We start from the raw sequence: 21,872 nt of genomic DNA on the forward strand, positions 1-21,872 counted from the left end.
GGCAAGGAAGATTTGGCTTTTTGCGCGGAGCGTACTTGTGTACGTGAGCACAAAAAGAAAAATCTGACGCAGCCCGGCGTAAAAAGACGGATTCCGCGAGCGGCATGCCCGCGTAACACTCCGCCTGTCGCACATCGCTAAAGCGAATCCTGCTCCCGAACCGTTTCGCCGTACAGGATGGAACCCCGCATGACCGTACACGCACCGCACGCCACGCCCCCCTGCATCCTGACCATCGCCGGGTCCGATTCCGGCGGCGGCGCGGGCATCCAGGCAGACCTCAAGACCATGACCGTGCTCGGCGGCTTCGGCATGAGCGTCATCACCGCGCTCACGGCCCAGAACGGCCTTGGCGTCACCGGCATCCACGCCCCGGACGCCGGGTTCGTGGCGTTGCAGCTGACCACCGTGCTCGACGGCTTTCCCGTGGCCGGGGCCAAGACGGGCATGCTGTTTTCCGCCCCCATCATAGAGGCCGTGGCCAACGTGCTGGATGCGCGCAAGAATTTTCCGCTGGTGGTGGACCCGGTGTCGGTGAGCCAGAGCGGCCACCGCCTGTTGCGCGAGGACGCCGTGGACGCCCTGGTGCGGCGCATGCTGCCACTGGCCGACCTGCTGACCCCCAACCGCCCCGAGGCCGAGATGCTGGCCGGGATGGACATCGCCACCGAGGCTGACGCGCGGGAGGCCGTGCGCCGCATCCTGTCCATGGGGCCGAAGGCGGTGCTGCTGAAGGGCGGGCACTTCGAGGGCGGCGGCGACCTGGTGGACTGGCTGGGCCTGCCGACCGGCGGCACGGGCGAGCCGGACATCATTCCCCTCACCCAGCCCCGCGTGGACACCCCCAACAACCACGGTACCGGCTGTACCCTGTCCGCCGCCATCGCCGCGTGCCTCGGGCTGGGGCTGGAACTGCGCCCGGCGGTGGAGCGCGCCCAGCGCTACCTGAACCTGTGCCTGCGCGAAAGCTACACGCCGGGCAAGGGCTTCGGGCCGCCCAACCACGCGGCCCCCGCCGTGTTGCGCGAATTCTAGCCGCGTTCGCGGTTGCCGCGCGTGCGCATGCCGCTTCCGGGCCGCCCATTGGGCGGCCCCGCGCGTTTTGGGGGCCGCCGCGCCTTCCTTTCGTCGGCAGTGTCCGTCCCTGGCACGCTGCGGGCCATGTCGGCCAGCCCCGCACCCCGCCGGTTCGCCCCCGCCATGCCGACTTGGAAATATCATCGACCTGGGGTAGGCTTTGCCCCGGTGCGGTTTTCCTGCCCGGAACGCCCGACGACACACCCGGCGTTCCGCGGCGCTTCCCGCCTTGCGCCTGCCGTCGTCCCTCCCGGCGATCTCCCGGGGGTCTTGGACTACGGCGTTTCTCCGGCGTTACCCCGAACGCGATCACAGGACGACGCATGACTCCCCCCCTGCCCACGTTCCACGCCCCCGCAGAGCGCTCGGCCGACGCCGACCTGCTGCGCCAGGCCGGGCTGTTCCGCGATCCCACGCTGGTCAGCCTGCTCGATTCGGTGACGGACATCGTGCTGATCCTGAACCGGCACCGCCAGATCGTCTTCGTCAATCGCAACCTGCTGGAACTGCTGTCGCTTTCCGACGGAGCCAATCTGCTTGGGCTGCGGCCGGGCGAACTGTTCCACTGCGAGAACGCCTGCGAAGGCCCCGGCGGTTGCGGCACGGCCGACGGCTGCCGCGAATGCGGCGCGGTGAAGGCGGTGCTGTGCGCCCTGGGCGACGAGCGCAGGGTGGAGGAATGCCGCATCACCCAGCGCAAGGGCGACGACGTGCTGGCATACGACCTGAAGGTCTGCGCCACCCCCTTCGACCGCGACGGCGAGCGGTTCGTCATCTTCGCCATCAACGACATCAGCCACGAAAAGCGGCGACGCGCCCTGGAGCGCATATTCTTTCACGACATCCTGAACACGGCGGGCGGCCTGCGCAACCTGGCCCAGATGATCCTGGAAGAGGTGCCCCTGGACCTGCGCGGCGACACCATGCTGCTGCACCGCTTCTCCAACTCGCTGGTGGAAGAGATCGTGACCCAGAAGCTGCTGCTGGCCGCGGAAACCGACGAGTTGCCCGTGGACCCGCAGCCCGTGGACGGGGCCGGGGTGCTGCGCGACGTGGCCAACCTGTACGCCGGGCATGAAACCGCGCGGGGCCGTACGCTGTGCGTGCTGCCCTGCGCCGACGACGCGGACCTGGTCACCGATTCCACGCTGCTGGTCCGGGTGCTGGGCAACCTGGTCAAGAACGCGCTGGAGGCCACGCCCGAACAGGGCGAGGTGGTGCTGGGCTGCGACTGCGACGCGGCATCCGTCACCTTCCGGGTGCGCAACCCCGGCTATATCCGCCCCGACGTGCAGCGCCAGATTTTCCAGCGCTCCTTCTCCACCAAGGGGGCCGGGCGCGGCCTTGGCACGTACAGCATCCGCCTGCTGACGCAGAATTACCTGAAGGGTCGGGTGGGCTTTGAAACCTCGCCCGCCGGGTGGACCGAGTTCCGCGTGCGTCTGCCGCGCAACGCCTTCGACGGCGCGGGGAGTGATGCCGCAGTTTGCGACCCGGCCTGGGCGCGTGACCGGGGGCAGGGCCTTGGCGAAGGTCCGCAGTGGAACGACAACGGCGGCGCGCGGAGGCGCGATGCCTTGGCCTGGGGGAACGATGGCGCAGCCGTTGCGCGTACTGGTCGCTGAGGACGACCCCGTTGGCGCGGCCCTGCTCAAGGGGCTGCTGGTCCGCGAGGGGCACGTGGTGCTCGGCCCCGCCGCCACCGGCGAAGAGGCCGTGCGCATGGCCCGCGACGAGCGGCCCGACGCCGTGCTCATGGATATCTGGCTGGCCGGGGGCATGAACGGCGTGCAGGCCACCCGCGCCATCACGGCGGACTTCGACATCCCGGTCATCCTCGTCACGGCGGCCACCGGCGACGCCATCATGGAAGAGGTGGCGGACAGCGGGGCGCTGGGCTTCATGGCCAAGCCGGTCACCGGCGACGCGCTGCGCGTCAACCTGCGCATCGTGCGCCACCACACCCGCCTGCATGCCCGGCTGCGCGAAAGCGAGCGGCGCTACCGCGACATATTCGACAACGCCGTGGTGGGCATTTACATGGCCGACCCGGACGGACGCTACCTGGTTTCCAACCGCGCCTTCGCGGAAATGCTGGGCTGGTCCGGGCCGGGCCAGCTGGTGTCCGGGGTGCGCTCCATGGACGAACAGGTCTACGAGGCCCCCGGCCGACGACAGGAACTGCTGGCCCGCCTGCGCGCCGAAGGCACGGTGACGGGCTTCGTCTCGCAGGTCTACGGCCGCGACGGCGACCTGTTGTGGGTGTCCGAGCACTGCACCGCCGTGCACGACTGGGCCGGGGAACTGCTGCACTACGAAGGCATCGTGGTGGACATATCGGCCCGCGTCGAGGCGGAGCAGCGCTGGCGCACCACCCTCGGCATCCTGCGCAGCACCATCGACGCCATGCCCGACCATGTGGTGCTGCTGGACCTTGAGCGCAACGTGATCATGGCCAACGCCTCTTGGGTGCGCCATGCGTGCGCCACGCACGTTGCCGTGGCGCGGGGGGCGGGCGACGGGGCCGATGGACCCGATGCCCCTGACACCCCTGCCGCGCCGGCACTGGCCGATGATGCCGCCACCGGCGGCATGGTGGCCGTGCATTGCCCCGAATTCGTGGCAGAGGACGGCGGCCCAACGCCGCTGGACCGCTTTCTGGCCGAAGGGGGGCACCAGTCCGGCCCGGTGCGGCTGTTGCCCGGCGGCATGGCCTGCTCGTGCAGCGTTGCCCCCTACCGCGCGCCGGACGGCACGGTCATCGGCGCGGTGCTGGTGCTGCACCGGGGCGGGGCGGGCGGTTTTTCCGGCGCCCGCGACACGGCAGCGCCCGTCGATGCGGCCCGCCGCGGGGGGGCATGATGCGCAAGCACCAGTTCGCCAAGGTGGACTGCGATTGCACCCGCCGGGCCACCAACCTGAAGTGCATTCATTGCGGGGTGCTGGAATACCGCAGCCTGGACGAGGCGCGCCGCATGTCCCTGGGGCAGGCGGAATGCCAGCATCCGGACGCCCCGCAGGTGCCCCCGCAGGAAAGATTCCGGGCCATGATGGGCGGCGCGCTGGACTGCCTGGCCCCGGACTACGACACCCATTTCAAGGCGGACTGAATCGTCCTTCCGCTCCCTCCGCCATCACATGGGCGCTCCCGCCGCCTTCGGCGGGCGTCGCCGTTTCGGCTTTCCTTCCTTCCTTCCTTCCTTCCTTCCTTCCTTCCGACTCGCGTCCGTCCGTCATCTGTCCGTCGTGGTTTCTTGCCGCGTTTGAAACTTGTTACCGGCAGACTGCACCCCTTTCAGAAACATCCCCGACTGCTCCCGCCCGACAGGCATGGGCGTCTTTCATTCGCCCCGCGCATACGGTGCCGCCACCATGCTTGCCGCGAAGGCCGCAGAGTTCCGGTGTGCGCCGCCGCACGAACTATAATGCCGACTCATGCCATGGACGCGCGGGCACCATGATGCCAGACTTGCGGACACGGTGCGGTGGGCTTCCGCGCCTTCGGTGGGCAGCGCATTCGCTTGAGGAGGCCCGTCCGGAATGATAGTTCTTATTTTCACGATCTAATGATTCGGTTGTCTTTTCCGATATGGCAGGTAGGATCATAAGTTCTACCGCGCGCACGGGGGTGCGACGCGGAATCACCCAGACGGGGGTCATGATGGGCATCAGGCAAAAACTCTTTCTTCCCTTCGCGCTGTCGGTGCTGCTGCTGGGCGGCGGAGCGTACTGGTTTCTGGCGGGCGAGCTGACGGACCTGAAGGGCGTCTTCCTGCGCCAGATGGCGCGGGCCAAGGCCAACGAGGTCACCCAGTCGGTGGAACTGCTGGCGGCGCAGGCGCTGGAGCAGGCATCGCTGTTTTCGCAGTTGCCCGAGGTGCAGGCGGCTTACGCCGTGGCCCTTTCCGGCAAGATCGACGACGAGAAGGACCCCATGGCGCAGCAGGCCCGCGAAACGCTGCGCCGCGACCTTGCCGCCCACCTGGCCTCCTTCGAGGCGGTGACGGGCCGCAAGTTCAAGCTGCATTTCCACCTGCCCAACGGGCGCAGCCTGGTGCGGCTGTGGAGCAAGAAGCAGATCAAGCGCGACGGCCAGGACGTCGACGTTTCCGACGACATTTCCGGCTTCCGCAAGACCGTGGTGGACGTGAACCGCACCGGACAGCCCATGAAGGGCATAGAGGTGGGGCGCGGCGGCTTCGACATACGCGGCGTCTCGCCAGTGAAGGGCGCGGACGGCAAGCAGATCGGCTCGGTCGAAGTGCTCATCGAGTTCGCGCCGCTGCTCAAGCTCGCCTCCAGCGCCGAAGGCGAGGACGTGCTGCTGTACATGAACGCCTCGCTGGAATCGCTGGCCCAGGGTATGAACGACACGGCCAAGCATCCTCGCGTGGGCAAGGACTTCATCTTCGCGGCGGGCAACTCCAAGGCGGCTGCCGCCTCGCTGATCACGCCGGATCTGCTCACTTCGGGCAAGGCTGGCCTGACCACCGCCGAAGGCGGCGACACCGCGTTGGTGGCCTTCCCGGTCAAGGACTACCGGGGCGAGCAGGTGGGCGTGTTCGTGCATGCCTCTGACCTCAGCGGGGCCACGGCCATCTTCGAGCGGTTTTCGGGCATCATGCTGGCCGCGCTGGTGGCGCTGCTGGTGGTGCCGGGGGTGGTGTTCTCGGTGCTGGTCTCGCGCTTCGTCACCAGCCCGGTGTCGCGCGTGGTGGCGCTTATCCGCGACATCACCGAGGACCGCGCCAACCTCAACGACCGCCTGGACGATTCCGGCCGTGACGAGATCAGCCAACTGGCCCGGTGGTTCAACCGGCTGATGGGCAAGATAGAGGACATCCTGTGCTCGGTGGAAGGCTACAAGAACGTGGTCAACGCCATCCCCGACCCGGTGTTCGCCGTGGATGACGACTACAACATCATCCTCGCCAACACGGCCGTGGCCCGCATCGCCGGGGTGGACGACGGCGAGAAGGTGCGCGGACGCAAGTGCAGTTCCATCTTCAACGCCTCCATCTGCGGCACCTCCAAGTGCCCCATCAACCAGGCCATGCAACGCGGCGGCCGGTACGAGGCGGACATCGTGGAACTGAACCTGCTGGGCCAGACCCGTTACGTGCGCCCCTACGGCGACATCGTGCGCGACTGCCACGGCAACAAGGCCGGGTACCTGGAAGTGGCCAGCGACGTTTCCGAACTGGTGATGAAGGAGCGCGACCTGCACGCCCACATGGCGCGCATGGAAAAGGTCAACGCCGAACTGGTCTCCGTGGCCGGTCAGGTGGCCGACGCCACCGGGGCCATCGAGAGCCAGACCGAGGGCGTGATGCGCGGCACCGAAAACCAGCGCGGGCTGATCACCGAATCGGTGACCGCCATCGAACAGATGAACGCCACCATCATGGAGGTGGCGCGCAGCGCCGCCAACGCCTCGCGCCAGGCCGACAGCGGCCAGGCCCGCGCCCAGGAAGGCGCTCAGGTGGTGGAAGAGGCCGTGTCCGCCATTGGCCAGGTCAGCAGCCTTACCGGGGTGCTGCGCGGTAACCTGGGCGAGTTGGGGCGGCAGGCGGAATCCATCGGCCAGATCATGAACGTGATCTCGGACATCGCCGACCAGACCAACCTGCTGGCGCTGAACGCGGCCATCGAGGCGGCGCGCGCCGGTGACGCCGGGCGCGGCTTTGCCGTGGTGGCCGACGAGGTGCGCAAGTTGGCCGAAAAGACCATGAACGCCACGCAGGAAGTGCGACGGTCCATAGAAACCATCCAGTCCGGCGCGGCGCGCAACATCGCCAGCATGGAAGAGGTGGCCGGGGCCGTGGACAACGCCACGACGCTGGCGGGCCGCTCCGGCGAGGCGCTGCGCGAGATCGTGGCGCTGGTCAACGACACCTCGGCGCAGGTCACGTCCATCGCCACGGCGGCGGAGGAGCAGTCCGCCGCCAGCGAGGAGATAACCCGCAGCGTGAGCGAGGTCAGCAACCTGTCCGACGACACGGCCCGCCGCATGGAAGAAGCGGCCAGGGCCATCAACGACCTTGGCGCGCTGGCCGCGCGCCTGCGCGAGATCGTGCAGGGCTGACGCCCGCACGGCGCATGACGCATGTCAGGCCCGCTCCCGCAAGGGGGCGGGCCTTTTCGCGCGCGTGGGGCCGCGTGGACGCCGGGTTTGCACCGCCTTGGGCGGCGGCAGGCGACAGGGCCGGGATTGCCAGCCCCAAGCCCGTCCCCCCCCGTCTCCATGGTCTCCCTGTCCCCAGGGCGGCGCGAATGGCCCTTCGTGGAGCAATGCGGCCGCACGTTCGCCGCAGCGTCCAACGTCGGGTGCGGGTGGATGCGGGTGGCTGTTGCCGGCAACAGGAGTACGCCATGAGCGGCAACAGCCTGATGGCAGTCAGGAAAGGGTTTCTTCGCGCGGCGGCTGGCCAGAGTGGCGGTCGATGATTTCCGGTAAATCATGGTGGTGCGGGTGCGCACGCAGTGGTGTATTGTTGACACCAGTTGATTGTCGATGCTAGTCCGACAAAGAGATGGGCGCAGGTCGGAATGTTCCGGCCCAGCCCAGGGACCATGCAGGGCCGCGCATGCGGGCCGGGGGAGGCATGGCAGGTGCCGTCCGTTGCGGTTTTCGCGGCGAGCGGCGAATGGCGAGTGCCGAAGGGCGTACGCCGTACCAGCGCCGAGCCGGTGCCGTGCCGGTGCCGGACCGGGGCCGTGCGCGGAGCCAGCAAGCGCCAGCCCGGCAAGGACGCGCGAATGGCCAAGACCACCTTCACCCTTGCGGAAGCGGCGGTTCTCCTGAGCTGTCACAAGGAGACGCTTCGCCGCGCCATCAAGGACGGCACGTTGCGGGCGGCCCGCCTGGGGCGGGGCTACCGCATCTCGCGCAGTGACCTGGAAGCCTTCTGGACCGCCCAGGGCGGCGGCGCGCTGTTCGGCGACGGGGAATCCGTCGCGGATGCGGCGCCCGCGGAACGCCCCGCGCCGGGCAAGCCCAAGAAACCGGAAGGCCCCCGACAGCTAACCCTTCCCACATCGTGAGGAGGTGCGCATGGGTTCGGACATGACCTGCAGGGCGATGGAAGATATTTCGCTGCGCAACGACGCGGGGCACGACATCGCGTTCAAGGGCCGCCTGTTCTCCGAATGCTCTTGGTACGACGACGAGACCGGCGTGCTCACCCGCCAGAAGCTCTACGTCACCGAAGACAACGAGCAGATCTACTACATCGTCTCCGGCAGCGGGGCCGCGCGCAGTCGCCGGGCCTACCGCCTGCGCGTTGAAGGCGACCGGTGCGTCATCAACAACGGCCAGTGCGACATGTCCATGCAACTCGACATGCTGTTGCTGGCCGTGCGCGGCCTGTGCGGGCTTGATGCCGCACCTTCCGACGCGGCCCTGCTGGCCAGCGTGGAAGAGACGCTGAAGGCCGCCAACGGCTGACGACGGTCTCCCCCCTTTTCCCCGACCCGCGTGAACCGTTCGCGCGTCTTCCGGCATTGCCGGGGGGCGCGCGTCTTTGCGTTGCCGCACCGCCGCCTGGCCGTGCGCCAAGGGCTGAATGCGCCGCACACGAGGGGGCGTTCGGTGTCAAACAGCGAGCGGATGCGCCCCTTCGTGCACCCGCTCGCTGTTTGACGCCGAACGAAAATCCGTCTGCCGTAGCCTTCGCGGGTGGCTTCCATCGGGGTTGCCTTTTCCGGCGGATAATGTTCCTGTCACAATATCCGGGTATCCTTTTTCAGACAGTGTCCGGCGTTGCATCCGGGCAACATGGAGGACAGCCATGGCATTGACCAAGCAGTTCCTGAAGAGCAGGCCCATCTGCAAGGTGAAGTTTCGCCTGGAGGCGGACGAGGTGGGAGAAGCCACCGAGGTCTACCTGGTGGGCGAATTCAACGACTGGGACGCGCGGGCCACCCCCATGCGCCGCCTGAAGGATGGTGCGTTCACCGCCGAGGTGGAACTGGAGACGGGACGCGAATACCGCTTCCGCTATCTGCTGGCGGGCGGCGCGGCGGGCTGGCTGAACGACGGCCGGGCCGACAGCTATGAATATTGCCCCTTCGCGGGCACGGACAATTCGCTGGTCAGCGTCTGACCTTCGCCCGCTTGGGCGGCCCTTCTTTTTCCACCTCATTCGCACGGCTCGCGGCAGCCGCCCTTGCGTCATGCCATTGGGCCATTTCTCCGATTGGCGTAGTGCGGCGAAGCCGCGCGCGGCGTGGTCACGCATTCGGCGCAACGCGTTGTGAAGGCCGCGCCCCGTGCCAGGCGGTTCGTCTGGCACGACGCGCCCGAAGCGCCGGGCGCGGCCCGGTGTTTCACGCTTCGCCTTGCCAACTGCCCGAAACGGTTATAGCATTGGCTGAATGAAACCAGCCGGGGGGCGGGTCGCCGTGACCATGCAGGGGCGGAAGGTGCCATGTCGCAGACCGCATCGCAGAGCATCAGGGATTTCGACCTCCTTGAAATGCCCATGGAAGGGGTGGCCGCCTACTGGCTTTCCCTGAAGAAGCTGGTGGGCAACCGCCGCAACTTCAAGGGGCTGGACCAGGAGGCGGAATTCACCTCCGAGCCCTTCGTGCGGCACCTGCTGGAGATCACCTTCAGCGGCGACATGGGCGAAGACCGGGTGCGCCGTTGCGCCGCCGCGCGGGGCGACCTGCTGCGCGGCGAACTGGACCGGCGGCTGGACCTGATGCGCGTGGCCGTCATGGACGTGGCCGGGGGTGAAAACCCCCTGCGCACCATGGCCCGCATCGCCGCCCGCTATCCCGCCCCACCCATCACCACCGAAAAGGCCTTGGGCTACGCCCAGGAACTGTTGCGCCAGGCCGGGGAAAAACCCCCCGCCGAACGGTTCTTCGACGTTTCCCACCGGCTGCAGGATGACCGGCTCATCGTGGCCCTGCTGTTCTACGTCCTGCTTTCACGCCATCACGGCAGGATGGCCTGCCGCCCCTTCCTCGAACATCTGGGCTCGCGCTTCTTTGCCGACGGCATGGCGTTGGTGGCCGATGGTTTTGATGCGCCCTTCGTTCGCAAGTGGTTGAAAAAACACAAGCAGGTATTGCTGGACGGCGTACGCGACAAGATGGCCATGTCGCTGGAACTGGCCCTTGGCATCAAGGCGCGGCTGGCCTACGACGACGTGTTTCGCATTGCGCGGTCCTACATGCGCTAAGCAGCAGGGGGCGCCCAACGCGGGGGTGGATTATGACCGGCAACGGCGGGGGGGGCGTACCACGATTGGCGGCACGTCTGCTGCGTCTGGCCCAGGGGGCCGCGCTGGGCCTTGGCGCGCCGCTGGGCTGGCAGTTGCTGCGTTGGCTGTTCGACCTCACCCCCACCCACCCCCGGTACGAGCTGGTGCTCGACGTGTACATGGCCGTGGGCGGGGTGCTGGTGTTCGCCGTGTTCGGCTACCATCTGGGGCGCAAGGAACAGCGGCTGGAACGGCTGACCCTGGTGGACCCCCTGACCTCGCTGTACAACCGCCGCCATTTCGAACTGATGCTGGACGCGGAATTCGCCCGGCACCTGCGCGACGGGGGCGACCTTTCGCTGCTGGTGCTGGACCTCGACCACTTCAAGCTGGTCAACGACACCTGGGGACACCAGGAGGGCGACCGGGTGCTGGTAACCCTGGCGGCCATTCTGCGGGCTGGCCTGCGCACCCAGGACGTGGCCGCGCGGGTGGGCGGCGAGGAGTTCGCCGTGATCATGCCCGGGGTGGGCGGCGCGGGGGCCATGGCCGCCGCGGAGCGGCTGCGCCTTGCCGTGCGCGAGGGCACCTTTCTGGTGGGGCCGGGCACGCGCATTCCCGTGCGCATCTCCATCGGGGTGGCCAGCACCGAGCGCATCGTCGTCACCGGCCCTTCCGACCTGTTCCGCCTGGCGGACGACGCACTGTACCGGGCCAAGGGCCTCGGCCGCGACCGGGTGGAACCCGCGTGGCCGGAGGGCATTGAGGATTCGCTCGGCCCCTGCTGAGGTCGGGCAGCGCTTGTGCCCGGTTGCCCGCAGCGCGTTCCGGCCGGGCGGCCCCGGCTGCCAGGGCGATCGGCGCTGTCGTGCCCCCGTCCTTTCTCCTTTTTTCCTTCATCGCCCGCACGGGGCGTGACGGTTTCCGGCCCGGCCGCAGACCGCCGCCCACTGTTGCCATGACGCCCCGAAATGTTCATGGTACAGGGCTGCGGGGCGTTGACGCGCCGCCCGGAGCCCTTCTTTCGCCCCGGGCGGGCAGCCCCTTCACGATACTCCCACGGAGGAATCCCACGCATGCAATCCCACGGGTTCGACCTCGTTTTCGAGCGCACCGTCCATGAACTGAACAGCCGCATCCGCCTGTGGCGCCATGGGGCCACCGGCGCGCAACTGCTTTCCTGCTGCAACGCCGACGAGAACAAGGTCTTCGGCGTAACCTTCCGCACGCCGCCCGCCGATTCCACCGGGGTGGCGCACATCCTTGAACATTCGGTGCTCTGCGGGTCCGAGAAGTACCCGGTCAAGGAACCCTTCGTGGAACTGCTGAAGGGCTCGCTGCAAACCTTCCTCAACGCCTTCACCTACCCGGACAAGACCTGCTACCCGGTGGCCTCGGCCAACCTGCAGGACTTCCGCAACCTGGTGGACGTGTACCTGGATGCGGTGTTCTTTCCGCGCATTACTGAGGAAATCTTCCGGCAGGAGGGCTGGCACATCGAGGCCGAGGCGCCGGAAGGCCCGTTCGCCTACAAGGGCGTGGTCTACAACGAGATGAAGGGCGTGTATTCCTCTCCGGAATCCATCCTGTCCGAGCAGTCGCAGCAATCGCTGTTCCCCGACACCACCTACGGGCTCGATTCCGGCGGCAACCCGGAACGCATCCCCGATCTGACCTACGAGCAGTTCGCCGATTTCCACGCCACCTACTACCACCCCAGCAACGCCCGTTTCTTCTTCTGGGGCGACGACCCGGAAGAGGACCGGCTGGCCTGCCTGGCCGCCGTGCTGGCCCGCTTTGCGCGCATCGAGGTGGATTCCGCCGTGCCGCTGCAACCCCGCTCCAACACGCCGCGCATGCTCGAAACGCCGTTCGCGGCGTCGGAAGGCGACGACCGGGGCATGGTGACCATGAACTGGCTGCTGTGTGAAACCGCCGACGTGGAGCGCAACTTCGCCTTCGAGATGCTGGAGCACATCCTGCTGGGCCTGCCCGGCTCGCCCCTGCGGCGCGCGCTGATCGAATCGGGCCTGGGCGAGGACGTGGCCGGGGTGGGCCTGGAAAGCGACCTGCGCCAGATGTACTTTTCCGTGGGGTTGCGGGGCATCGATCCCAGAACCGCGTCCGACGTGGAAATGCTGATCATGGAGACCCTGGCCGACCTGGCCGAGGATGGTCTGCCCGCCGACGCCGTGGAAGCCGCCGTGAACAGCGTGGAATTCGCCCTGCGCGAGAATAATTCCGGCCGCTACCCGGTGGGGCTTTCGGTGATGGTGCGCAGCCTGACCACCTGGCTGTACGACGGCGACCCGCTGGCCCTGCTGGAATGGGAAGCCCCGCTGGCCGCCATCAAGGCGCGCGTCGCCTCGGGCGAACGCTACTTTGAAGGGCTGATTCGCGAATGGCTGCTGGACAACCAGCACGTGGCCACGGTGCTGCTGACGCCGGACCGCAAGCTGGCCGAACGCCGCGAGGCCGCCGAGGCGGCTCGGCTGGAGGAATACCGCCAGAGCCTGCGCCAGTGCGAGCGCGTGGCCCTGGTGGAGGAAACCCGCGCCCTGCGCAGCCTGCAAGAGGCCCCGGACAGCCTGGAGGCCCTGGCCACCATCCCCGGCCTGCAGCTGGAAGACCTGCCCCGGGAAAACCGCCCCATCCCCGACGAAGACAGGCAGGCGGGCGCGGTGCCGGTGTTGTTCCACGACCTGGACACCTCGGGCATCGCCTACACCGAGACCACCTTCGACCTGTCCGCCGTGCCCGCGCGCCTGGTCCCCCTCGTCCCGCTGTTCGGGCGCGCCCTGTTCGAGATGGGCACCACCAGGCGCGACTTCGTGGACCTTGGCATGCGCATCGCCCGCAAGACCGGCGGCATGGATGCAGACACCCTGTTCGCCACCACCCTGGGCGCGCGCCAGCCCCTGGCGCGGCTGGTGGTGCACGGCAAGGCAACCTACGACAACGTGCCCGCGCTGTACGACATCCTTTCCGAAGTGCTGCTGGAGGCGAAGTTCGACGACCGCGAACGCTTCCAACGCATGGTGCTGGAGGAAAAGGCCCGCCAGGAGCACGTGCTGGCGCCTTCCGGCCACGGCATCGTCATGGCCCGGCTGCGCGCGGGCTACACCGAGGCGGGCTGGCTGGACGAGGCCACGTCCGGCGTGTCGTACCTGACCTTCCTGCGCACCCTGGCCGACCGCATGGAACAGGACTGGGACGGCGTGCTGGCCGACCTGGATGCGCTGCGCGGGCTGGTCCTGCGCCGCTCCAACTGCCTGATGAACGTCACTGCCGACGAAGAGGGCGGGCGCATCGTGGCCGCTCCGGCCGCCGCCCTGGCCGGGGCGCTGCCCGACGCGGCGGCGGAATCGGCCACCGCGCAGTGGCGCTACGGCGAGGCCCCGGCCGCCGCCGAGGCGCTGGTCATGCCCGCGCAGGTCAACTACGTGGGCAAGGCGGCCGACCTGTATGCCCTGGGCTACGCCTACCACGGCTCGGCCAACGTGGTGTTCAAGCACCTGCGCATGGCCTTCCTGTGGGACCGCGTGCGCGTGCAGGGCGGGGCCTACGGCGCGTTCTGCGCCTTCGACCGGGCCAGCGGGGTGCTGGCGCAGGTTTCGTACCGCGACCCCAACGTGGCCGCCACGCTGGACGTGTACGACGCCACGGCCGACTACCTGCGCCGCGTGTCGCTTTCGTCCACGGAACTGGCCAACGCCATCGTGGGGGCCATCGGCGACGTGGACCGGCACATGCTGCCCGACGCCAAGGGGTCGGCCGCGCTGTTCCGCCGCCTGTCGGGCGATTCCGACGCGGCGCGCCAGCAGATGCGCGACGAAATCCTGTCCACCACCAACGACCACTTCCGCGCCCTGGCCGACGTCATGGCCGAGGCGGCCCGCACGGGCCGGGTGGCGGTGTTGGGCGGCGGCGCGCTGGAGCGCGTGGCGGGTGAGCGGGGCTGGCGCGTGGAGCGGGTGCTGTAAGGCCTGACGTGTCGTTTCGCCCGTTGGGTCCGGCCCGAAAGGCGCGAAGCGTGCCCGTCGGGCGGACCTGAAACCCTGCGGACATCGGACGAGAATCCTGCGTTAGGGGGGGCTTTGGCCAGGCTGTTCCAGTTCCTGTTGTTCGTACCATTGCACGCCCCTGTTGCGCTGGCCGGGCACACGGTATAGGACAGCCAGACCACGCCCCACATCGCGAGGAGACCCATGAAGCAAGCCATAGACGTGTTTCACGAGTACATCGCCCGCAACGGCCTGAAGGTCACGCCGCAGCGCATGCTCATCGTAGAGGTGTTCATGAGCGCTGGCGGCCACCTGACCACCGAGGAACTGTATGAACGGGTGAAGGCCACGGATCCTTCCGTGGGGCAGGCCACGGTGTACCGTACCATGAAGCTGCTGTGCGATTCCGGCCTGGCCAAGGAAGTGCACTTCGGCGATGGCGTGGCCCGCTACGAGCAGAAGTACGGCAGCAAGCACCACGACCATCTCATCTGCGAAGCCTGCGGTGAGAACATCGAGGTGCTGGACGACGAGATAGAGCGGCTTCAGGAAGACCTGGCCCGTCGCCACGGCTACGTGCTGACCTCGCACCGCATGTACCTGTTCGGGGTGTGCGGCAAGTGCCGCAGCGACGGCAAGCGCCGCACAGAGCGCGAGGATTGAGCACCCGGCCGCCAGGCGTCGGCCCTTTCGCACATTCTCCGGCCACTGGCCGGTGAGCACGGCAACGCATCGTCACCATCAACGGGCCGCCCTTCGGGGCGGCCCGTTCGCGTTGCATACCCGGGGAGGCAGCAAGTGGTGAAAAGAAAAGTTTGCACTGAAAACTGTTGTTTTCAGCTTCATGATGGCTGTCTCCGTGCAAAGCGCTGAAATAAAAGGATCAGGTTGTCATTGCAAGGTCTGGCACGCCTCTTGATTAGCGGAGGGGCACGCCGTCCGCACTGCCGACGGGGGCGGCAAACCGCAAGGAGGAGCACCTTAACATGGCAACCAACGACAGCAACGTCGTCGTCGACCACGGGCACTCGCGCCTGTCCGACCTGTGGACCAAGGAAGACTACTGGGCCATCTGGCTCGGCTTCGTCATCATCATCGCGGGCATCTGCATCTACCTGCTGAATCCCCCGGCGGAATACGGCGAAAAGATCGCCAAGGCCAACGCCGTCATGGCCGCCGAGGCGCAGCGCGCCCCGTTCAAGACCCTGGCCTACTACAAGGCCCAGGACGACAAGGCCAAGGTCAAGGCCATGGACAGCCCCACGGGCAAGGCCATTTCCGCCTTCCTGAAGACTCCGGGCGGCTGGACCGACAACCCCCTTGATTCCTTCTACGTGAGCAAGTCCGCCGCGGACGCCAAGGCCGCCGCCAATGCCGAGAAGGCCGTGGAAGCCAAGACCAAGGCCGATGCCGCCCTGGCCGCCGCCGTGGCCGCCGAAACGGCCGCCGCAGACGCCGCCTTCGCCGATGCCAGCCTGAACGACGGGGCCAAGGCCAAGATCGCCGAATGGCGCGCCGCTGCCGCCAAGGCCAAGTCGGCCGCCGACAAGGCCAAGTCCAAGCCCATGAACCTGCTGACCAGCCTGCCGCTGCTCATGGTGGGCATGGGCCTGTTCTTCGCCATCGGCATGAAGTTCATGGGCAAGTCGGTGCCCGGCTTCCTGACGGGCTTCATCGCCGTGTTCGCGGTGGCGTGCCTGGCCACCATGATGGGCCATCAGTCCACCATGAAGTACTGGGGCATCGGCACCGAGGCCTGGGCCATCATCATCGGCATGCTCATCGCCAACACCGTGGGCACGCCCAAGTGGATCAAGCCGGCCCTGGAAGTGGAATACTTCATCAAGACCGGCCTCGTGCTGCTGGGCGCCGAGGTGCTGTTCGACAAGATCATCGCCATCGGCATTCCCGGCATCTTCGTGGCCTGGGTGGTCACCCCCATCGTGCTCATCTGCACCTTCATCTTCGGCCAGCGCATCCTGAAGATGGAATCCAAGACCCTGAACGTGGTCATCTCGGCCGACATGTCGGTGTGCGGCACCTCTGCCGCCATCGCCACCGCCGCTGCGTGCCGGGCCAAGAAAGAGGAGCTGACCCTCTCCATCGGCCTGTCGCTGGTGTTCACCGCCATCATGATGATCGCCATGCCCGCCTTCATCAAGGCCGTGGACATGCCCCAGATTCTCGGCGGCGCCTGGATGGGCGGCACCATCGACGCCACCGGCGCGGTGGCCGCTGCCGGTGCGTTCCTGGGTGAAAAGGCCCTGTACGTGGCCGCCACCATCAAGATGATCCAGAACGTGCTGATCGGCGTCACCGCCTTCGGCGTGGCCGTGTACTGGTGCACCCGCGTGGAATGCCGCGAAGGGCATTCGGTGGGCGTGGGCGAGATCTGGCACCGCTTCCCCAAGTTCGTGCTGGGCTTCCTGGCCGCGTCCATCGTCTTCTCGCTGATCAGCGGCAACCTTGGCCCGGACATGGGCAAGGCCCTGCTTGACCAGGGCGTGCTGAAGGGCCTTACCGCCTCGGCGCGCGGCTGGTTCTTCTGCCTTGCCTTCACCGCCATCGGTCTGGCCACCAACTTCCGCGAACTGGCCCACTACTTCAAGGGCGGCAAGCCGCTCATCCTGTACGTGTGCGGCCAGAGCTTCAACCTGGTGCTCACCCTGGCCATGGCCTACGTCATGTTCTATATCGTGTTCCCCGAGATAACCGCAAAGATCTAGGGGACATACGGGAGCCCGCCTCATTCCGCGGGGGCGGGCTCCCCCTTCCGGGAGTTTTCATGCGACACACGTTGCGTCATACCTTCATCGGGCGGCTTGCCGCCCTTGGCGTTTCCGTGGCGGTGCTGTGGGCGCTGTTCTTCGTTGCGGGGCCGCGCGTCGTGGCGCACCTGCCCGCGCTGCAACACTACGGGGCGGTGCAGGACATCTACGGCATCCGCAGCGGCCAGCTGTACTACACCGACGTGGAGATGTCGCAGCAGGCGGAGATCAATTCCCGCTCCACCTGGCGGTTCACACCGACGGGTCCTGCGAAGGGCGGGGATCCTGCCGCCGCCGGGCCGGGCGTGGCCCCGATGGCCGCCGGTCCCGCCGCCGCAGCTGCCGTGGCCCGTTGATGGCCGGGTGCGGAGCGCATTCGCGTGCTCCGCTCCGGGGCACAGGCTGTCCCGCGTGACCGTGGTGACCGGCGTGTCCCGCGTGACCCGCGTGCCCGGTTCGGGGTTCCTTGACGGGGACCATTGCGGCGACTAGGCTGCCTTCATCCCATCTTTCAACGAGGCGGCCGGAGTCTTCGGCCGTTCCCCGCGCATGTACATTCCAAAACCGCACACCCTGCAACACAAGTTCCTTGCCGGTCTGGCCGTGGCGGTCATCGGCCTGGGCGGGCTGTTCGCCACGGTGCTGTACATGCACCTGCGCACGGTGCTGGAAGAGGAGGTGCATGCCAAGGCCCGGCTGGTGTTCTCGCAGATAGACGCCATCCAGGGCTTCGTGCGCGAGGCCTTGCGCCCGCGCATGCTGCAAACCCACCCCGGCGAATTCATCATCGAGGCCATGTCCTCGTCGTACATCTCGCGCCAGGTCATGGACCGCATGGACAGCGACGGCGCGGGCCACATCTACCGCCGCGTGGCCATGGGCGCGCGCAATCCGGACTTCGAGGCCACCACCCACGAGCGGGGGCTGATCAGCCATTTCCGCCTGCACCCGGAACAGTCGCTGTGGACCGGCTACGACACGGTGAACGGCCAGCAGTACTACGTCATAGCCCGGCCGGTGGCCTTTTCAGAACAGTGCATGACCTGCCACGGCGATCCCGCTGACGCTCCCCCGCAACTGGTGGAGATGTACGGGAACAGGGGGTTTGGCCAGGAACTGGATGCCGTGGTCGGCCTGGACTACGTGGGGGTGCCCGTTTCCGACGCGGTGTCGCACCTGCGCCAGTCCATCTCCACCTATTTCGCCTTTCTCATCGTGTGCGCGCTGATCTTTTTTTCTTCCGCCAACGTGGTGTTCCGCGTGCTGGTGGTGCGCAACCTGCGCCGCCTGACCGGGGTGTTCCGCCGCACCCTCGGGGACGGGGCCGATGGCGCGGACGGAGGCGATGGGCCAGATGGAGAGGGCGGGGGCGACAGACCCGCGGCCCTCATTGCGCGGCTGGAGCAAGGCGACGAGATCGAGGAACTGGTGGACGGCATCGAGCAGGTGGCCCACCACCTGGCCGACGCTCGTGCCCGCCTGCAAAGCTACGCCGACAACCTGCGCCAGATGGTGGACGAGCGCACCGCCGAGCTTTCGCGCGAGGCAGGCGAGCGCCGCGCCGACGTGGACCTGTTCGTGAAGCTGTTCGAGGACATGCGCGGCCTGCGCACCCGCGACAAGCTGTGGCGCTACGCCCTGCCGCAGATCGCCCGGCGCTTCGGCGCGCGGCGCATCGCCTACGTGTGCACCTTTGCCTCGCACAACTTCTACGCCTGGCCGGAGCGCGACCGGCGGCCCGACCTGCCCGAGCCCCTGGCCGACGTGCTGACCGGCGGGTGCGCCCTGCTGCGCGGGGCCTGCGTCTTCGTTCCGGTGGAAGCGCAGGCGGGCGCGGCGGAAGGGCTGCTGTGCCTGGAATGGGACGACGCCGACGACGCGGCGCGCCAGAACCTGGACGTGCTGGCCGCGCTGGGGCGGCAGCTTGGCACCGTGGCCGAAAACCTGTCGGCCCTGGACCGGTTGGTGCGCCACATGGACGTGCTGCAATCGGTGTTCGAGGGCATTCGCGATCCGCTGGCGCTGGTGGATGGCTCTGGTTCGGTGATCATCGCCAACGAGGGTGCGCGGCGTTTGTCGCTGGAACTTTCCGGCGGCTCCGCGCCCTCCGGCGATCTGCTGGCCGCGCTGCGCGGCGGTGATGGCGGTGGGCCTGACGGCAATCCCGGCGGCGCTGGTTCCATGGGCGCTTACCCGGTCGGCGGCGAGGTTCGGGCCGTGGCGGGCACGGGGCGCACGGGGGCGGGCATGCCCGGCCCGGCAGTGGGCGCGGAATCGCGCGAGGTGGTGCTGCCCGGCGGGCGTTCGTTCATGGTCAACCTGTACCCGCTGGCGCGGGGAGAGGACGAGCCGGGCCGCGCTGCGGTCTACGTGCGCGAAACCACCCTGGAAAAGCGCATGTTCGCGCAGGTCAGCCAAAGCGAGAAAATGGTCACCGTGGGCAAGCTGGCCGCCGGTCTCGCCCACGAGATCAACAACCCCCTGGGGGTCATCCTGTGCTACGCCGAACTGTTGCGCCGCAACACCGGCGATGCCCAGCAGCAGGCGGACCTGGACGTGATATTGCGGCACACCCGGCAGGCCCAGCGCGTGCTGCGCGACCTGCTGAACTTCGCCCGGCCCAAGGCCGCCGGGAGCGCCCCCGCGGACATCGCCCGGGTGGCCCGGTCGGTGGCGGAGGTCTTCGGGGTGCAGGCCGCCAAGAAATTCGCCACGGTCACTGCGGAAACGGAGCCGGACCTGCCCCCGGTGACGGCGGGTGAACAGGCGTTGGAACAGATTTTCAGCAACCTCGTGCTCAACGCGCTGGACGCGTTGCCCGCATCGGGCGAAGGCAGGGTGCGCATCCGCGTGCGCCGGGGCGAAAACCCCGGCGAGGTGGTGGCCACCGTGGCCGATTCCGGTAGCGGAGTGCCCGACCACCTGCGCAAGGATGTGTTCGACCCCTTCTTCACCACCAAGGAGATGGGCACCGGCCTTGGCCTTGCCGTGGTCTACGGCCTGGTGGTGGATGCGGGCGGCAGCGTGACGGCGGGCGACAGCGCCGAGCTTGGCGGGGCGGAATTCACGGTGCGCCTGCCGGTGGTGGGGGCTGCCTGTCCCACCCCGCCCGCCGGGCCCGTGCCGCTGGCCCCGCCGTTCGGTCCGCAGGCGTCGGACAATGCCCGGACCGCTTCGGCGCCGGGTTCGCGGACGGGGACCCGAACCGGCACGGACACAGCACCACGGGAGGAATGATGCCCCACAGACAGCACGTGCTCATTGTTGACGACGAACAGGATTTCGCACGGGGGCTTTCGCGCCTGGCCGCGGAACTGTTTCCCGACGTGCTGGTGGCGCAGGCGTTTTCCGGGGCGGAAGCCCTTGAATACCTGCGCGCGCAGCGGGTGGACGTGCTGATCACCGATCTGCGCATGCCCGGCATGACCGGCCTGCAACTGGTGCCCCAGGCGCTGGAACTGGACGCGGACCTGAGCGTGGTGGTGCTGACGGCGCACGGGTCCATCGAATCCGCGGTGGAGGCACTGCGCGCCGGAGCCTACGATTTCATGTCCAAGCCGGTGGAGCCGGACCAGTTGGCCCGCGTGCTGGGCAAGGGGCTGGAGCGCAGCCGTTTGCTGGCGGAAAACCGCCGCCTGCGCGATGTGGTTTCGCTGGGGGCCGCCTGCGACGACCTGGTGGGCCAGGGGCAGGCCATGCAGGCCCTGCGCCGGACCATCGCCACCGTGGCCCAGTCGGACTATACCGTGCTGGTGCGCGGCGAATCGGGCACCGGCAAGGAGATGGTGGCGCGCACCATCCACCGGCAAAGCCCGCGCTCCGCCATGCCGTTTCTGGCCGTGAACTGCCCGGCCATTCCGGAGCACCTGCTGGAAAGCGAACTGTTCGGCCACGTGCGCGGCGCATTCACCGGGGCGGAGCGTGACCGCAAGGGGCTGTTCGCCATGGCCGACGGCGGCACCGTGCACCTGGACGAAATCGGCGACATTTCGCAACCCATCCAGACAAAGCTGCTGCGTTTCCTGCAAGAGGGCGAAATCCGCCCCGTGGGTTCCGGCCGCACGGAAAACGTGGACGTGCGGGTGGTGGCCTCCACCAACCAGGACCTGGAGGCGCGCATGGCCTCGCGCGAATTCCGCGAGGACCTGTTCTACCGGCTCAACGTGGTCACCATCCGGGTGCCCCCCCTGCGCGAACGGGTGGAGGACATCCCCCTGCTGGTGGTCACCTTCCTGCGCAATGCCTGCGACGAACTGGGCCTGCCGCAGAAGACCGTGGCGCCGGAAGTGCTCGACCACCTGGCCGGGCGCGACTGGCCGGGCAACGTGCGCGAGTTGCAGAACGTGGTGCGCAGGCTGACCCTGTTCAGTGGTGGTGAGGTCCTGGGCATGGATACGGTGCGCCACGTGGCGGCTGGCGGGCATGGCCGCACGGGCGACTGGCTGCGGACCCGCCAGGCGGATGCGGGGGGGCGCGAGGGCACCGCCGTCGGCAACGCGCCGGGGATGGGGCAGACCGGGGGGGCGGCCCCGTCCAGAGATGCGGACCGGGCGGGCGCGGGCGGAACGTCTGGCGCAAGCGTGCCGGTCGGCAACACCGTGGTGCCGTACAAGGCGGCCAAGGCCCGCGTCACCGACCAGTTCACCCAAGGCTACCTGCGCGACCTGCTGGCCCAGACCGGGGGCAACGTGTCCGAGGCGGCCCGGTTGTCGGGTCTGTCGCGGGTGGCCATCCAGAAGATGGTGGCGCGGTTGGGGATGGATGTGGGCGAGTTCCGGGGGTAGGGCTGTGTCTGAATTGTCTTTTCGCCC

The 21,872-nt window shown here is 68.1% G+C and carries 16 protein-coding genes; all 16 read left to right on the forward strand.

Annotation, left to right across the window (positions count from 1 at the left end; all coding sequences use genetic code 11):
• Positions 1-189 precede the first annotated feature (189 nt).
• The 16 genes from thiD to RVX_RS03855 all read left to right on the forward strand — a co-directional run bounded on the left by thiD (position 190) and on the right by RVX_RS03855 (position 21,845).
• Positions 190-1,035: a bifunctional hydroxymethylpyrimidine kinase/phosphomethylpyrimidine kinase gene (gene thiD, locus RVX_RS03780; RefSeq protein ID WP_116304791.1), complete on the forward strand. Its 846-nt coding sequence runs from the start codon at positions 190-192 to the stop codon at positions 1,033-1,035.
• Positions 1,036-1,400: 365 nt separating this feature from the next.
• On the forward strand, positions 1,401-2,702 hold the full coding sequence (locus tag RVX_RS03785) for a PAS domain-containing sensor histidine kinase (protein WP_116304792.1): 1,302 nt from the start codon (positions 1,401-1,403) through the stop codon (positions 2,700-2,702).
• Positions 2,671-3,939, forward strand: coding sequence for a PAS domain S-box protein (locus tag RVX_RS03790; RefSeq protein WP_116304793.1), 1,269 nt, complete (start codon positions 2,671-2,673; stop codon positions 3,937-3,939). Before RVX_RS03785 ends, RVX_RS03790 begins: the two co-directional genes overlap by 32 nt.
• The gene (locus tag RVX_RS03795) at positions 3,936-4,187 is read left to right on the forward strand and encodes a hypothetical protein (RefSeq protein ID WP_116304794.1); all 252 of its coding nucleotides are present in this window, start codon (positions 3,936-3,938) and stop codon (positions 4,185-4,187) included. Before RVX_RS03790 ends, RVX_RS03795 begins: the two co-directional genes overlap by 4 nt.
• Before the next feature lie 551 nt (positions 4,188-4,738).
• The gene (locus RVX_RS03800) at positions 4,739-7,162 is read left to right on the forward strand and encodes a methyl-accepting chemotaxis protein (RefSeq protein ID WP_116304795.1); all 2,424 of its coding nucleotides are present in this window, start codon (positions 4,739-4,741) and stop codon (positions 7,160-7,162) included.
• A gap of 674 nt (positions 7,163-7,836) precedes the next feature.
• A complete protein-coding gene (locus RVX_RS03805) occupies positions 7,837-8,121 on the forward strand; it encodes a helix-turn-helix domain-containing protein (RefSeq protein WP_116304796.1) in 285 nt (94 codons plus the stop codon).
• Between the two features lie 10 nt (positions 8,122-8,131).
• Positions 8,132-8,524 (forward strand): hypothetical protein, encoded by a 393-nt coding sequence (locus RVX_RS03810; RefSeq protein ID WP_007523813.1) that lies wholly within the window; start codon positions 8,132-8,134, stop codon positions 8,522-8,524.
• 343 nt (positions 8,525-8,867) lie between these two features.
• Entirely contained in the window at positions 8,868-9,182 is a 315-nt protein-coding gene (locus tag RVX_RS03815; protein WP_116304797.1) for an isoamylase early set domain-containing protein, read from the forward strand.
• 324 nt (positions 9,183-9,506) lie between these two features.
• Positions 9,507-10,268: a hypothetical protein gene (locus RVX_RS03820; protein ID WP_116304798.1), complete on the forward strand. Its 762-nt coding sequence runs from the start codon at positions 9,507-9,509 to the stop codon at positions 10,266-10,268.
• 65 nt (positions 10,269-10,333) lie between these two features.
• Complete coding sequence (locus tag RVX_RS03825; RefSeq protein ID WP_420192412.1) at positions 10,334-11,077, forward strand: diguanylate cyclase; 744 nt, start codon at positions 10,334-10,336, stop codon at positions 11,075-11,077.
• A 288-nt stretch (positions 11,078-11,365) separates the two neighbouring features.
• Positions 11,366-14,272, forward strand: coding sequence for an insulinase family protein (locus tag RVX_RS03830; RefSeq protein WP_116304800.1), 2,907 nt, complete (start codon positions 11,366-11,368; stop codon positions 14,270-14,272).
• Positions 14,273-14,497: 225 nt separating this feature from the next.
• Positions 14,498-14,956, forward strand: coding sequence for a Fur family transcriptional regulator (locus tag RVX_RS03835; protein WP_116304801.1), 459 nt, complete (start codon positions 14,498-14,500; stop codon positions 14,954-14,956).
• Between the two features lie 323 nt (positions 14,957-15,279).
• Entirely contained in the window at positions 15,280-17,019 is a 1,740-nt protein-coding gene (locus tag RVX_RS03840) for a YeiH family protein (RefSeq protein WP_116304802.1), read from the forward strand.
• Positions 17,020-17,078: 59 nt separating this feature from the next.
• The gene (locus tag RVX_RS03845; protein ID WP_116304803.1) at positions 17,079-17,417 is read left to right on the forward strand and encodes a hypothetical protein; all 339 of its coding nucleotides are present in this window, start codon (positions 17,079-17,081) and stop codon (positions 17,415-17,417) included.
• A 193-nt stretch (positions 17,418-17,610) separates the two neighbouring features.
• Positions 17,611-20,298 carry a c-type heme family protein gene (locus RVX_RS03850; protein WP_116304804.1) on the forward strand — a complete coding sequence of 896 codons (2,688 nt, stop codon included), beginning with the start codon at positions 17,611-17,613 and terminating at the stop codon, positions 20,296-20,298.
• A complete protein-coding gene (locus tag RVX_RS03855) occupies positions 20,298-21,845 on the forward strand; it encodes a sigma-54-dependent transcriptional regulator (RefSeq protein WP_116304805.1) in 1,548 nt (515 codons plus the stop codon). Before RVX_RS03850 ends, RVX_RS03855 begins: the two co-directional genes overlap by 1 nt.
• Positions 21,846-21,872: the final 27 nt, after the last annotated feature.

It is taken from the genome of Nitratidesulfovibrio sp. HK-II (genome assembly GCF_003402415.2).
GTDB lineage: Bacteria > Desulfobacterota > Desulfovibrionia > Desulfovibrionales > Desulfovibrionaceae > Cupidesulfovibrio.

What these genes read in the sequence shown, in the direction of transcription:
- RVX_RS03795 (WP_116304794.1), top strand. Translation starts at nt 3,936, where the DNA reads ATGATGCGCAAGCACCAGTTCGCCAAGGTGGACTGCGATTGCACCCGC.
- RVX_RS03805 (WP_116304796.1), top strand. Translation starts at nt 7,837, where the DNA reads ATGGCCAAGACCACCTTCACCCTTGCGGAAGCGGCGGTTCTCCTGAGC.
- RVX_RS03790 (WP_116304793.1), top strand. Translation starts at nt 2,671, where the DNA reads ATGGCGCAGCCGTTGCGCGTACTGGTCGCTGAGGACGACCCCGTTGGC.
- RVX_RS03845 (WP_116304803.1), top strand. Translation starts at nt 17,079, where the DNA reads ATGCGACACACGTTGCGTCATACCTTCATCGGGCGGCTTGCCGCCCTT.
- thiD (WP_116304791.1), top strand. Translation starts at nt 190, where the DNA reads ATGACCGTACACGCACCGCACGCCACGCCCCCCTGCATCCTGACCATC.
- RVX_RS03810 (WP_007523813.1), top strand. Translation starts at nt 8,132, where the DNA reads ATGGGTTCGGACATGACCTGCAGGGCGATGGAAGATATTTCGCTGCGC.
- RVX_RS03840 (WP_116304802.1), top strand. Translation starts at nt 15,280, where the DNA reads ATGGCAACCAACGACAGCAACGTCGTCGTCGACCACGGGCACTCGCGC.
- RVX_RS03850 (WP_116304804.1), top strand. Translation starts at nt 17,611, where the DNA reads ATGTACATTCCAAAACCGCACACCCTGCAACACAAGTTCCTTGCCGGT.
- RVX_RS03800 (WP_116304795.1), top strand. Translation starts at nt 4,739, where the DNA reads ATGGGCATCAGGCAAAAACTCTTTCTTCCCTTCGCGCTGTCGGTGCTG.
- RVX_RS03855 (WP_116304805.1), top strand. Translation starts at nt 20,298, where the DNA reads ATGCCCCACAGACAGCACGTGCTCATTGTTGACGACGAACAGGATTTC.
- RVX_RS03830 (WP_116304800.1), top strand. Translation starts at nt 11,366, where the DNA reads ATGCAATCCCACGGGTTCGACCTCGTTTTCGAGCGCACCGTCCATGAA.
- RVX_RS03835 (WP_116304801.1), top strand. Translation starts at nt 14,498, where the DNA reads ATGAAGCAAGCCATAGACGTGTTTCACGAGTACATCGCCCGCAACGGC.
- RVX_RS03785 (WP_116304792.1), top strand. Translation starts at nt 1,401, where the DNA reads ATGACTCCCCCCCTGCCCACGTTCCACGCCCCCGCAGAGCGCTCGGCC.
- RVX_RS03815 (WP_116304797.1), top strand. Translation starts at nt 8,868, where the DNA reads ATGGCATTGACCAAGCAGTTCCTGAAGAGCAGGCCCATCTGCAAGGTG.
- RVX_RS03820 (WP_116304798.1), top strand. Translation starts at nt 9,507, where the DNA reads ATGTCGCAGACCGCATCGCAGAGCATCAGGGATTTCGACCTCCTTGAA.